10 protein-coding genes are annotated in these 12,247 nt (G+C 66.3%); all 10 read right to left on the reverse strand.

Annotated features, from left to right (window positions below; all coding sequences use genetic code 11):
* Nucleotides 1-65: 65 nt before the first annotated feature.
* From murB to ftsL, 10 genes are read right to left on the reverse strand one after another with little or no spacing between them, the layout of a single operon-like run.
* Nucleotides 66-1,031: a UDP-N-acetylmuramate dehydrogenase gene (gene murB / locus FQ775_RS10150; protein ID WP_146297955.1), complete on the reverse strand. Its 966-nt coding sequence runs from the start codon at nt 1,029-1,031 to the stop codon at nt 66-68.
* Nucleotides 1,028-2,434 (reverse strand): UDP-N-acetylmuramate--L-alanine ligase, encoded by a 1,407-nt coding sequence (murC, locus tag FQ775_RS10155; RefSeq protein ID WP_146297956.1) that lies wholly within the window; start codon nt 2,432-2,434, stop codon nt 1,028-1,030. Before murC ends, murB begins: the two co-directional genes overlap by 4 nt.
* Nucleotides 2,431-3,555: an undecaprenyldiphospho-muramoylpentapeptide beta-N-acetylglucosaminyltransferase gene (gene murG / locus FQ775_RS10160; protein ID WP_146297957.1), complete on the reverse strand. Its 1,125-nt coding sequence runs from the start codon at nt 3,553-3,555 to the stop codon at nt 2,431-2,433. The genes murC and murG overlap by 4 nt, the downstream gene beginning before the upstream one ends.
* Nucleotides 3,556-4,704, reverse strand: a complete 1,149-nt coding sequence (gene ftsW / locus FQ775_RS10165; protein ID WP_146297958.1) for a putative lipid II flippase FtsW — start codon at nt 4,702-4,704, stop codon at nt 3,556-3,558.
* Entirely contained in the window at nt 4,704-6,104 is a 1,401-nt protein-coding gene (gene murD, locus FQ775_RS10170; RefSeq protein ID WP_146297959.1) for a UDP-N-acetylmuramoyl-L-alanine--D-glutamate ligase, read from the reverse strand. Before murD ends, ftsW begins: the two co-directional genes overlap by 1 nt.
* 3 nt (nt 6,105-6,107) lie before the next feature.
* Nucleotides 6,108-7,190, reverse strand: a complete 1,083-nt coding sequence (gene mraY, locus FQ775_RS10175) for a phospho-N-acetylmuramoyl-pentapeptide-transferase (RefSeq protein ID WP_146297960.1) — start codon at nt 7,188-7,190, stop codon at nt 6,108-6,110.
* A gap of 19 nt (nt 7,191-7,209) precedes the next feature.
* The gene (locus FQ775_RS10180; RefSeq protein WP_146297961.1) at nt 7,210-8,649 is read right to left on the reverse strand and encodes a UDP-N-acetylmuramoylalanyl-D-glutamyl-2,6-diaminopimelate--D-alanyl-D-alanine ligase; all 1,440 of its coding nucleotides are present in this window, start codon (nt 8,647-8,649) and stop codon (nt 7,210-7,212) included.
* Nucleotides 8,646-10,100 carry a UDP-N-acetylmuramoyl-L-alanyl-D-glutamate--2,6-diaminopimelate ligase gene (locus FQ775_RS10185; protein ID WP_146297962.1) on the reverse strand — a complete coding sequence of 485 codons (1,455 nt, stop codon included), beginning with the start codon at nt 10,098-10,100 and terminating at the stop codon, nt 8,646-8,648. The genes FQ775_RS10180 and FQ775_RS10185 overlap by 4 nt, the downstream gene beginning before the upstream one ends.
* Nucleotides 10,101-10,138: 38 nt before the next feature.
* The gene (locus FQ775_RS10190; protein WP_146301804.1) at nt 10,139-11,845 is read right to left on the reverse strand and encodes a peptidoglycan D,D-transpeptidase FtsI family protein; all 1,707 of its coding nucleotides are present in this window, start codon (nt 11,843-11,845) and stop codon (nt 10,139-10,141) included.
* A gap of 23 nt (nt 11,846-11,868) precedes the next feature.
* The gene (gene ftsL / locus FQ775_RS10195; protein ID WP_146297963.1) at nt 11,869-12,243 is read right to left on the reverse strand and encodes a cell division protein FtsL; all 375 of its coding nucleotides are present in this window, start codon (nt 12,241-12,243) and stop codon (nt 11,869-11,871) included.
* Nucleotides 12,244-12,247 lie beyond the last annotated feature (4 nt).

Consider the following 12,247-nt stretch of genomic DNA (forward strand, 5'->3'; position numbering starts at 1 on the left):
GATTGGCGGAACTTGCAGCCCGCAGGCGAGAAAATTACCTTGCTGACGGCAACATCGCGGCGCTCTCAGAGCATCTGGCCAAGAAACTCGTCGACCTCGTGGCCCGGCTTGAAGTCGCCGATGCGCTTGATTTCCCATTCAAGCCGGATGCCGGAGTTCTCCAGCACGCGCGCGCGGACGGTCTCGCCTAGCAATTCGAGATCGTAACCGGTCGCCGTGCCGGTGTTGATCATGAAGTTGCAGTGCATGGGCGACATCTGGGCGCCGCCGATCATCAGTCCGCGGCAGCCAGCCGCGTCGACCTCTTTCCACGCCGACGTGCCTTCGGGGTTCTTGAAGGTCGAGCCGCCGGTCTTCTCGCGGATCGGCTGAACGGTCTCACGGTGATGCTGGACGGCATCCATCGCCGCCCTTATCTCCTCGCGCGGCGCCGGCTCGCCGGCAAGGATCGCGGAGGTGAAGATCAGATTTCCGGGAGCGGAGGAATGGCGATAGGCGTAGCCCATCTCGGCATTCGAAAACACGTGCCGCTCGCCCTCGCGGTCGAGCGCCCTGACCTCGACGACGCGCTCGCGGGTCTCGACGCCGTTGGCGCCGGCGTTCATGCGCAGTGCCCCGCCGATGCCGCCGGGAATGCCGTGATAGAAATGAAAGCCGCCCAGCCCCGCTTCGAGCGCGACCGCTGCCACCCGCTTGTCGGGCGTTGCCGCGCCCGCCTCGATCCGGTTTTCGCCGATCGCCTTCGCCTCGCCGAACCCCTTTGCCGAAAGCCGCACGACAAAGCCGCGAATACCGCCCTCTCGCACCAGAAGGTTGGAGCCGATGCCGACCACGGTGACCGGCACCTCCCGTGGCACTGACTTCAGGAAGGCGGAAAGGTCGTCCTCGTCGGCCGGCTGGAACAGGGCGTCCGCCGTGCCCCCGGCGCGGAACCAGGTGATCTTGTCCATAGCGGCATCGGGCGTAATGCGCCCGCGCAGCCCCGCCAGCCTGTCACCCAGCCTGTCCAGCAGCGCCGAACCGCCACTCATGCGGCCGCCCCCGCCAGATCCTTCGGCAACTGGTAGGCCCATTGGGTGATGTTGCCGGCGCCGAGAAAGATGACGTAGTCGCCCTCGCGGGCGATCTCGCGCAGGATCGGCTCGATCGCCTCCGGCCCGGAAATCGCGCGCGCGTCGCGATGGCCTCCGGCGCGCATCCGCGCCACAAGTGCTTCGGAGTCGACGCCTTCGATCGGGTCCTCGCCGGCCGTGTAGACCGGCGCGACGAGCACCGTGTCGGCATCGTTGAAGCAGGAAGCGAAGTCGTTGAAGAGGTCGCGCAGCCGCGTGAAGCGGTGGGGCTGGGCGATTGCGATCACGCGGCCCTTGCAGGTCTCGCGCGCCGCGTCGAGGACCGCGGCGATCTCGATCGGATGGTGGCCGTAATCGTCGAAGATGCGCACGCCGTTCCACTCGCCGGTCGGGGTGAAGCGGCGCTTGACGCCTCCGAAGGACATCAGCCCCTTGCGGATGTCGTCGGCCGACAGGCCAAGCTCATGCGCCACCGCGATCGCCGCGGTGGCGTTGGCGATGTTGTGGCGCCCGGGCATGGGAAGCCGCAGGCCGCGAATCTCGCTCGAAGCTCCGGTCTTGCGGTCGCGGATGACGACGTCGAACAGCGAATGGGTGCCGTCGTTCGAAATGTTCTCGAAGCGCACCGCCGCCTGCGGGTTGCCGCCATAGGTGATGATGCGCCGGTCCTCGATGCGCGAGACCAACGATTGCACCTCCGGATGGTCGATGCACATCACGCCGAAGCCGTAGAAGGGCACGTTCTCGACAAACTGGCGGAAGGCCTCGCGCACCTTGTCGAACGAGCCGTAGTGGTCGAGATGCTCGGGATCGATATTGGTGACCACTGCGATCTCGGCGGGCAGCTTCAGGAAGGTGCCGTCGCTCTCATCGGCCTCGACCACCATCCACTCGCCCTCGCCCATGCGCGCATTGGTACCATAGGCGTTGATGATGCCGCCATTGATGACCGTCGGGTCGAGCCCGCCCGCGTCGAGCAGTGTCGCCACCATCGAGGTAGTCGTCGTCTTGCCGTGCGTGCCCCCGATGGCGACGGCCTGGCGGAAGCGCATCAGTTCGGCCAGCATCTCGGCCCGGCGCACGACGGGCAGCAGGCGCTCGCGCGCCGCGGCCAGTTCGGGATTGCTCTTCTTGATCGCCGTCGAAACGACGACGACCTCGGAGGCGCCGAGATTTGCGGCGTCGTGGCCGACAAAGACCTTGATGCCCTTTTCGCGCAGGCGCTGCACATTGGCATTGTCGGCCTGGTCGGAGCCCTGCACCTGATAGCCGAGATTGTTGAGCGCCTCGGCGATGCCGCTCATGCCGATGCCGCCGATACCGATGAAATGGACGAGACCGATCGTCTCCGGCATCTTCATGATGCGGCTCCTTGTCTGAATTCGCTTGCCGACCGGCCAGAGGCAATAGCTTCCGTCAGTTCGGCGAGCAACCGTGTAGCATCGGGCCGCCCGGCCGATCTTGCCGCTTTCGCCATATTTTCGAGACGTACCGGCTCCGCCGCAAGCCCGGCGATCAACCCCGCCAGCCGCTCCGGCGACAACTCCGCCTGTGGATGAACCTCGGCTCCGCCGGCGGCGGCGAGCGCGGCGGCGTTGGCGGCCTGATCGTGGTCGAGCGCATAGGGATAGGGTACAAGGATCGCCGGCCGGCCGATGGCGGCGATTTCGGAAACGGTCGATGCGCCCGAACGCGAGATCACCAGATGTGCCGCGGCCATGCGCTCGGCCAGATCGGTGAAGAAGGGCGATACTTCCGCCGATACCGCCATGTCGCGGTAGATCTCGCGTACCTGCGCCTCGTCCTCCGGACGCGCCTGCTGGGTAAGGCGCAGTCGCCGGCGCAACGTCTCGGGCAAGGCTGCCACCGCTGGCGGCAGAGCCTCGGAAAAATACTGCGCGCCCTGGCTGCCGCCAAAGACCAGCAGGTTGAACGGCCTGTCAATGGCCGGCGGCGCGTATGCGGTTGCAGCCGCCGCTATCACCGCCGGCCGCACCGGGTTGCCGGTCTCGACGATCCGCTCTCCGAACGCGCCGCCGGCCCTCAGGAAACCGCCGGCAATCGCCGTGACCCGGCCGGCCAGTGCCTTGTTGGCGCGGCCCATCACGGCATTCTGCTCGTGGATGACCGTGGGGATGCCGCGTCGCGTCGCGGCAAAGACGGGCGGCAGCGTCGGATAGCCGCCAAAGCCGACCACGGCCTTGGGTTTCAGGCGCTGCATCAGCACCGATGCCTCGCGGAAGCCACGCCACAGTGACCAGAATGCCTGCGCGACCTTGAGCGGGTTTTTCGAGCCGATCGTCGCCGAGGCAATGGTGTGCGTGGCCTCGGCGGGGAACGCGCCGGCATAGCGCGCAGCGCGGTCGTCGGTCGCCAGATGCACCGACCAGCCGCACGCCGCGAGTTCATGCGCCAGCGCCTCGGCCGGGAACAGGTGCCCGCCGGTGCCGCCAGCCGAAAGCAGGATCACCCCTTTCGTCATCTACTCGGCCGCGTAAGCGCCCGCGAAGGGGAAATCGGAGGTCTTGCGGCGTTCCGGCCGCCGCCTCGTCAGCGCCAGCATCATGCCCATGGAAATCGCCATCGCGATCAGCGACGAGCCGCCATAGGAAATGAACGGTAGCGTCATGCCCTTGGCCGGCATGAGCTGGAGATTGACCGCAATGTTGATCACCGATTGGAAACCCAGCAGCACCACCAGCCCGGCGACCGAATAGCGCGTGAAATCGTCCTCCTCGCGCAGCGCCGATTTGAGCCCGCGCAGGACCACGAAGGCGAACAGGCCGACGATCAGGAAGCAGAGCACGATGCCGAACTCCTCGGCCGCGACGGCGAAGATGAAATCGGTATGGCTGTCGGGCAGGATGCGCTTGACCGTACCTTCGCCCGGGCCCTCGCCCCACCAGCCGCCGCGGATGATGGCCTCGCGGCCGGTATCGACCTGAAAGGTATCGCCTTCGCCGGTGATGAAGCGGTCGACGCGGTCGGCCACATGCGGGAAGATCGAATAGGCGGTTGCTGCCCCGGCGATCCCGAGCCCGCCGAGGACGCCTATCCACAGCCATGGCATGCCGGCCATGAAGAACATCGCCCCCCAGGTGCCCAGAACCAGGATGGTCTGGCCGAGGTCGGGCTGGGCAATCAGCAGCGCCAGCGCCAGCCCAAGCAGGATCACCGCGAACAGATTGCCGGGAATGTCGGGCTGACGCGCATGTTCGGCGAAGAGCCAGGCGCAGATGATCACGAAGGCCGGCTTGAGGAATTCCGACGGCTGCACCGAGATACCGAGGATGGAAATCCAGCGCCGCGCGCCCTTCACCTCGACCCCGATGAAAAGCACCGCGACCATCATCACCAGCGAGCCGGCGAGCATGAGCAGTGCCAGCCGGCGCACATTGCGCGGCGACAGGAAGGAGACACCGAGCATGGCGCCGACCGCCGGCAGCATGAAGATGATCTGGCGCTCGACGAAATGGAACTCCGACAGCCCGATGCGTTCGGCGACAGCCGGGCTCGCGGCAAAGGACAGGACAACGCCCAGAACCATGAGGCTCAGGAACGCGGCGAGAAACCACCGGTCGATCGTCCACCACCAATTGGCGACCGGCCCCTTGTCGACGCGACTCACCATCAGTTCGTCCCTCCGATCATGTCGACCCCCGCAAGCGCGGCGACAGCCTGCCTGAACGAATCACCGCGCACCTCGAAGTTCCTGTACTGGTCGAAGCTTGCGCAAGCCGGGGACAGGAGTACGACCGCCTCAACCGCGCCATCCTTTGCCGCATCGGCCGCGGCATGCGCGACCGCGGCGTCGAGTGTCCCCGATATCTCATAGGCCACGTCGTCTCCGAGCGTGGCGGAAAATGCCGGCGCCGCTTCGCCGATCAGGTAGGCCTTGGCGATGCGCGGAAAGAAGCCGCGGAGAGGTTCGATGCCGCCCTCCTTGGCTAGCCCACCGGCGATCCAGTAGATGCGCGGGAAGCTCGACAGTGCCGGTGCCGCCGCGTCGGCGTTGGTGGCCTTGGAATCGTTGACGAACAACACATTGCCCTTGCGGGCGACCTGCTCCATGCGATGCGCGAGGCCAGGAAACGTCGAAAGACCCGCCTGGATTTCGTCGTGCTTGAGCCCGACCTTAAGGCAGGCTGCCAGTGCGGCCAGCGCGTTCTGGGCGTTGTGCTGACCGCGCAGCGAGCAGATGCCTTCCAGCGAAGCCACTTTCCTGATCTTGCCGTCGCGCGCCTGCATCAGTTCCGTTCCGTCGGCGTAGAGCCCGCCGGTCAGCGCAAGCCGCTTGGAAATGCGCACCACTTCGCGACCGGTGCGCTCCAGCCGGTCGGCGATTTGCGCACTCCAGATATCGTCGACGCCGACTATGGCGGTTTCGCTGCCGGCCACCAGCCGCTCCTTGATCGAGGCGTAATGCTGCATGGTGCCGTGCCGGTCGAGGTGGTCCGGCGTAATGTTGAGCAGGATGCCGGCGCTCGGATTGATCGAAGGTGCGAGGTCGATCTGGTAGGAGGAGCATTCCACCACATAGTTGCGCGTCGGCTCGGGCGGATCGAGCGTCATTACCGCGCGCCCGATATTGCCGCCGACCTGGGTGTCGCGACCCGCGGCCCTGAGGATATGGCCGGTCAGCGCGGTGGTTGTCGATTTGCCATTGGTTCCGGTCACCGCGATGAACGGGGCACCAGGCGCCCTCGCCGTCCGCTCGCGCGAAAACAGTTCCACGTCGCCGATGATCTCGACATCGGCCGCGCGCGCCAGTTCCACGCTCCAGTGCGGCTTGGGATGGGTCAGCGGCACGCCAGGCGACAGCACCAGTGACGAGAAGGTCGACCAGTCGGCGCCGCGAAGGTTGGCGGTCTGAAGGCCTTCCCGTTCGGCCTTGCACACGCTTTCGGGATTGTCGTCCCAGGCCGTCACGGCGGCGCCACCGGCCGCCAAAGCCTTCGCCGTCGCTACACCCGACCCGCCGAGGCCGAAAAGCGCGACCGACCTGCCCTCGAAGCTGCGCGCCGGGATCATCGCCTATCTCAGCTTCAGGGTCGAAAGGCCGATGAGGGCGAGGATGACGGCAATGATCCAGAACCGGATCACGATCTGGCTCTCGGTCCAGCCCATCTTCTCAAAATGGTGATGGATCGGCGCCATCAGGAACACGCGCTTGCCGGTCATGCGGAAGGCGGCGACCTGGATAATCACCGAAAGCGCCTCCATCACGAACAGGCCGCCGATAATGGCGAGCACGATCTCGTGCTTGGTGGCGATAGCGATCGTGCCGATTAGGCCGCCCAGCGCCAGCGAGCCGGTGTCGCCCATGAAGATCGCCGCAGGCGGGGCGTTGAACCAGAGGAAGCCGAGCCCGGCCCCGATCACCGCGCCGAGCACGACCGCGAGTTCACCGGTGCCCGGTACGAAGTGAATCTGCAGGTAGTCGGCGAAAACCGCATTGCCCGACAAATAGGCGATGACTCCGAAGGACGACGCCGCGATCATCACCGGCACGATGGCGAGGCCGTCGAGCCCGTCGGTCAAATTCACCGCATTACCGGCCCCGACCACCACGAAGGCTGCGAACGGCACAAAGAAGATGCCGAGATTGACGATCAGGTCCTTGAAGAAGGGGAAGGTCAGCGAGGAAGAGAACGGCCCCTGCCCGGCTCGCATGATGATCCACGCGGCGAGGCCGGCGATCAGAAATTCGGTCGCGAGCCGCAGCTTCCCGGAAATGCCCAGATGCGACTGCTTTGTGACCTTCTTGTAATCATCGTAGAAGCCGATCGCGCCGAAGCTCAGCGTCACGATCAACACCGTCCAGACATAGACGCTGGAAAGGTTGGCCCATAGCAGCGACGACAGGATGATGCCGGTCAGGATCATCAGACCGCCCATTGTCGGCGTGCCGGCCTTCTTGAAATGTGTCTGCGGCCCGTCGGCGCGGATCGGCTGGCCGCGGCCCTGGCGGGTTCTGAGCGAGTTGATGATCACCGGGCCGAACATGAACACGATCAGCGCCGAGGTGATCAACGCCCCGCCGGTGCGGAAAGTGATGTAGCGAAAGACGTTGAAGACCGAGACCTGGTCCGCGGCGCCTACGAGCAGGGTGAGCATTTGGTCGGTGTCCCCCGGTTCATTCCTCGTGCGCCGCCATTTCTTGCCCCTCGGCGGGATATTTCTCGGTCAGCGCTTCGACGAGCTTCGCGAAGCCCAGTCGCAACGAGGATTTGATCATCACGGCGTCGCCGCCCTTGACGCCGGCGACCAGCACCGGCGCCAGATCTTCGCGCTTCTCGCGGTATTCGACCTCGACCTGCTGCGCAAGGGCGTCGCGCAACGCGGCCATCGCCTCGCCGGCCAGATAGACCCGGTCGAGCTTGGCCTCCGTGATCGCCTCGGCGAGCCCGGCATGGAGCTTCTTGGAATGGCTGCCGAGCTCGAGCATGTCGCCCAGCACGGCGATCCGCCGCCCACCGGCGCCGATCTCGGTCCTTTCCAGCAGCGCGATCGCCGCGCGCATCGAGGCCGGGTTGGCGTTGTAGCTCTCGTCGATCACCGTGATCGCCCCGTCCGGATGTGCCAGCCGGTGACGCGCGCCGCGGCCCTTCTCGGCCGCGAAACCGCCGAGCGCCGCGGCGGCGCGGGCAACGTCCGCGCCGGCCAGGTGAGCTGCTCCCAGCACTGCCAGCGCATTTTGCACGATGTGGCGGCCCGGCGCCCCGATGCGGGCGTAGACTTCCTCGCCGCCGATGCGTGCGGTGATCGTCGAATGGTCGCCCTTCAGATTGCACTGCAGGAGCTTGTAGTCGGCGCGGGCATGTTCGCCGAAGCCATGTATATGCGCCACCTTCGCGTCGGCCGCGAGCTTCTTCAGGATGCGCCAGCGCTGGTCGTCGCGATTGATGAGCGCATGGCCGCCGGCTTCCACCCCTTCGAAGATTTCGGCCTTGGCGCGGGCAATGTCGTCGAGCGAATGGAAATGCCCGAGATGGGCCGCCGCGATCACGGTCACGATCGCGACGTGCGGGCGCACCAGCTTGACCAGCGGGCGGATCTCGCCGGCATGGTTCATGCCGATCTCGAAAACGCCGAAATCGGCATCCTCGGGCAGCCGCGCCAGGGTCAGCGGCACGCCCCAGTGATTGTTGAAGGACCGCTCGGCGGCATGCACCGAGCCGGTGGCCGACAGCGCCCGGCGCAGCGCTTCCTTGGTGGTCGTCTTGCCGGCCGAACCTGTGACCGCGACGATCTTGGCCTTCGAGCGCACCCGCGCGGCAACGGCGAGCTTCTCTAGCGCCTTCAGCACATCGTCGACGACGATCATCGGCCGCGTCAGCCGACCGAGGCCCGGCAGGCGGCCTTCCGCGACGACCAACAGCCCCGCCCCCGCCGCCATCGCCGCGGTGGCGAAGTCGTGGCCGTCAAACTTCTCGCCCTTGATGGCGAAAAACGCCTCGCCCGGCTCAAGGGTCCGGCTGTCGATCGAGATCCCCGATACCGTTGCCGGCAACTGGCCCAGCGGCCGCCCGCCCATAGCCGCGATCATCGCCTCGCCGGTCCAGAGCGCGCTCATGCCGCCAACTCCGCGAGTGCCTTTTTGACTTCCTCATGATCGGAGAAGTGATGGGTGACCTCGCCGACCGTCTGGCCTTCTTCATGGCCCTTGCCGGCGACCACCAGCGTGTCGCCGGCATCAAGCATGGTTACGGCAGCGCGAATCGCCTCGCGCCGGTCGCCGATCTCCATGGCGCCGGGTGCGGCTGCCATGATCGCAGCGCGAATTTCTGCCGGCACCTCGGAGCGCGGATTGTCGTCGGTAACGATGGTGACATCGGCAAGCCGCGTGGCGATCTCGCCCATGATCGGGCGCTTGCCGCGGTCGCGGTCGCCGCCACAACCGAAGACGACGATGACGCGCCCGGTGGTGAATGGCCGCACCGCTGCGAGCGCATTCTCGAGTGCGTCCGGCTTGTGGGCATAGTCGACATAGACCGGCGCTCCTTTCGCAGTCTGGCCGACGAGTTCGAGCCGCCCCGAGGCGCCGCGCAGATGTTCGAGCGCGAACAGCGCGTCGGCCGCGCCGGTGCCGGTGGCCACCGCCAGGCCGGCCGCTACCAGTGCGTTGGCGATCTGGAAGTCGCCGGCAAGCGGCAGCACGATCTCGAAGATATCGCTGCCGAATGCAATCTCGGCCCGCTGGCGGTGGCGCTCGTGCTCGACGCGCTTCAGCGCCAGCAGCGTGCCGCTACGGCCCACTGTCATGACCTCGCGACCGGCCGCGCGTGCCGCGTCCATCGTCGCCTTTGACCACGCATTGTCGGAAAAGATCACGGCTGGCGCCCCCTTCGGCAGCAGCGTGTCGAACAGGCGCAGCTTGGCGCGGTGGTAATCCTCGATTGTCGGGTGATAGTCGAGATGGTCGCGGCCGAGATTGGTGAAGGCGCCGGCCGCCAGCCGCACGCCGTCGAGGCGGCGCTGGTCGAGCCCGTGGCTGGAGGCTTCCATCGAGGCATGGGTGACGCCGGCATCGGCGAGTTCGGCCAGAAGCCGGTGCAGCGCCACCGGGTCCGGCGTCGTCAGCGATCCGTATTCTGCACGCCCGGGCGCGACGAGCCCCGTGGTGCCGATGCTTGCCGCCTGCCGTCCGGTCCGCTCCCAGATCTGGCGCACGAAGGAAGCGACCGAGGTCTTGCCGGCCGTTCCCGTGACCGCGACCATCGTCGCCGGTTGGCGGCCATAAAAACGCGCCGCGGCCAACGCCAGCGCCCGCCGCGGATCGGCTACCTGGATCAGCGGGATGGTCAGCCCCTCTGGCGCCCCGCCCGGACCCGCCAGTACCGCCGCAGCACCGCGTTCCTGCGCCTGTAGCGCAAACGCCAGCCCGTCGGTCTTGGTCCCTTTCAGGGCCGCGAACAGGAAACCCGGCCCGACCGCGCGCGAATCCGACGTGATCCCCGCCAACCGCGCTTCGCCCGCGGGCAAAGTCTGGTCAGGCAGGATATCGGCGAGATCGCTGAGCTTCATGAAATTCCGTATCTGTGCCGGCGGCCGGCCCAGAATCACTAGTGCGAGACGAGCAGCGCTTCGCCTTCTTGGCCGAAAACCGGCTTCACGCCAAGCAGCGGCGCGGCCCGCCGGATGATATTGGCGACAACCGGGGCCGCATTGAGGCCGGCGGTCGCGCCGATTCCGGGCCGCTCGGGCTTCGGCTCATCGACGATCGCCAATACCACATATTGGGGGTTTTCCATCGGCAGCGCGGCCAGGAAGGCATTGAAGCGCTTGTTCTTGGAATAGCGCCCGTTGACCACCTTTTCCGCCGTGCCGGTCTTGCCGCCGACGCGGTAGCCTTCGACCTCGGCGCGCCGGCCGGAGCCCTTCTCCGCGTTGAGCCGGTAGAGGTACCGCATCGCCTCGCTGGTTTGCGGTTTGATCACCTGTTCGGCGATCGCATCTGCCTCCTCCCTCGTGCGCGGCAGGAAGGTCGGCTGGATCAGCTTGCCGCCATTCATCAGCGCCGCCGCCGCCACCGCCGTCTGGAGCGGAGTCGTCGACATGCCGTGGCCGAAGGAGATGGTGATCGAGTTGATGCGCTTCCAGGTCGCAGGTTCGGTGGGCGTGGCCACTTCCGGCAGTTCGGTGCGCATGCGGTCGAGCAGCCCGATGCGCTTCAGGAAAGCGCGGTGCCCGTCGATGCCGACCGCCTCGGCCATGCGTCCCGAGGCGATGTTTGACGAGTAGATGAAGACCTCGGGCACGGTCAGCACGCGCCCCTTGCCGTGGAAGTCGCGGATGGTATGGCCGCCGATCTGCAGCGGACGCGTGGCGTCGAAGGTGCTGTTCAGGTTGGCCTTGCCGGAATCCAGCACCATCGCGGTGGTAAAGCTCTTGATCGTCGACCCCATCTCGAACAGGCCCGCCGACATCCGGTTGAGCCGGTCCTTTTCATGCGCCGTCACCGGATTGTTGGGGTCGAAATCGGGCAGCGACGCCATGGCGATGACCTCGCCGGTGTCGACCTTGAGGATCACGGCGCCCGCAGCCACCGCCTGATAGCGTTCCATGGCCCCGGCAAGTTCGTCACGAACGATATGCTGGACACGCAGGTCGACGGAGAGCCTGACCGGTTCGAGATCGGCGTTACTCACCAGACCGGCCGACCGGAGGTCCGCAAGGCCGTGATCGTCGACATATTTCTCGATGCCGGCAATGCCCTGATTGTCGATATTGACCAGCCCCAGGATATGCGCCGCGGTCGGCCCGCCGGGATAGAAGCGCCGCTTTTCCGGGCGGAAGCCGATGCCCGGGATACCGAGTTGCAATATCTCGTTCTGCTGCTTGGGTGTGATCTCGCGCTTCAGCCATGCAAAGCCGGCCTGGCTGCTGAGCCTGGAGTATGTCTGCTCGTAGTCGAGCGACGGCAGGACGGTGGTCAGCAGTTCAACCGCCTCGTCGGGATCGACGATCCGCCTTGGCTCGGCGAACAGTGATGCCGATTTGATGTCGGTCGCCAGCACCTGCCCGTTGCGGTCGACGATGTCCGGCCGGGCCGCGAGCAGCCGGTCGGCGCCAGGGAAATAGCTTTCCTGCACGTCCTGAAGGCCGAGATAGACAAGCCGCCCGGCGATGACGCCGTAAAGCATCATGAAAATGCCCATGGCCATCAGCACCCGCGAGCGGGCGCGGCCGCCGGTCGACTTGCGTGCCCCTTCCACGACGATGCCGCCACGGCTTACAGCGGTGGCCTGCACCGCGCCAGGCCTCAGCATGGCGCCAAGATCGCGCAGAAGCCTCATTGCGTGGTGCTCCCGGTGACGACGCCGTCCGCGCCGGTATCGGCCATGCCGCCGAGCGGCTTCGACGGCGACGCCTCCATTTCCACCGGCGGCGCCGGAAGCTCGGCGGGCGTTGCGATCTGCTGTGGCTCGACCGGCGCCAACTTGAGTTCTTCCTGGTATATCTCTGCCAATTGCTGCAGGCGCGCAGGCTGCGTCAGAACGCTCCAGTCAGCCTTGAGCAGGTCGATCGTCTCCTGCTCCAGCCGCAATTGCGACTCGACCTTGCGCAACTCGGCGAGTTGGTTCTCCGCCTCGTGCTTGGTCTTGTAGGTGAAGGCGGCCGCCGAAACCATGACCGCGATCAGGACGATGTCTGTGGTCCGAAACACGGGC

Origin of the sequence: Nitratireductor mangrovi (assembly GCF_007922615.2) — a bacterium.
Classification (GTDB): domain Bacteria; phylum Pseudomonadota; class Alphaproteobacteria; order Rhizobiales; family Rhizobiaceae; genus Mangrovimarina; species Mangrovimarina mangrovi.

Bases quoted from the DNA above. Each gene is read 5' to 3' on its own strand.
- murB (WP_146297955.1), bottom strand. From the start codon at position 1,031: ATGAGTGGCGGTTCGGCGCTGCTGGACAGGCTGGGTGACAGGCTGGCG.
- murC (WP_146297956.1), bottom strand. From the start codon at position 2,434: ATGAAGATGCCGGAGACGATCGGTCTCGTCCATTTCATCGGTATCGGC.
- murG (WP_146297957.1), bottom strand. From the start codon at position 3,555: ATGACGAAAGGGGTGATCCTGCTTTCGGCTGGCGGCACCGGCGGGCAC.
- ftsW (WP_146297958.1), bottom strand. From the start codon at position 4,704: ATGGTGAGTCGCGTCGACAAGGGGCCGGTCGCCAATTGGTGGTGGACG.
- murD (WP_146297959.1), bottom strand. From the start codon at position 6,104: ATGATCCCGGCGCGCAGCTTCGAGGGCAGGTCGGTCGCGCTTTTCGGC.
- mraY (WP_146297960.1), bottom strand. From the start codon at position 7,190: ATGCTCACCCTGCTCGTAGGCGCCGCGGACCAGGTCTCGGTCTTCAAC.
- FQ775_RS10180 (WP_146297961.1), bottom strand. From the start codon at position 8,649: ATGAGCGCGCTCTGGACCGGCGAGGCGATGATCGCGGCTATGGGCGGG.
- FQ775_RS10185 (WP_146297962.1), bottom strand. From the start codon at position 10,100: ATGAAGCTCAGCGATCTCGCCGATATCCTGCCTGACCAGACTTTGCCC.
- FQ775_RS10190 (WP_146301804.1), bottom strand. From the start codon at position 11,845: ATGCTGAGGCCTGGCGCGGTGCAGGCCACCGCTGTAAGCCGTGGCGGC.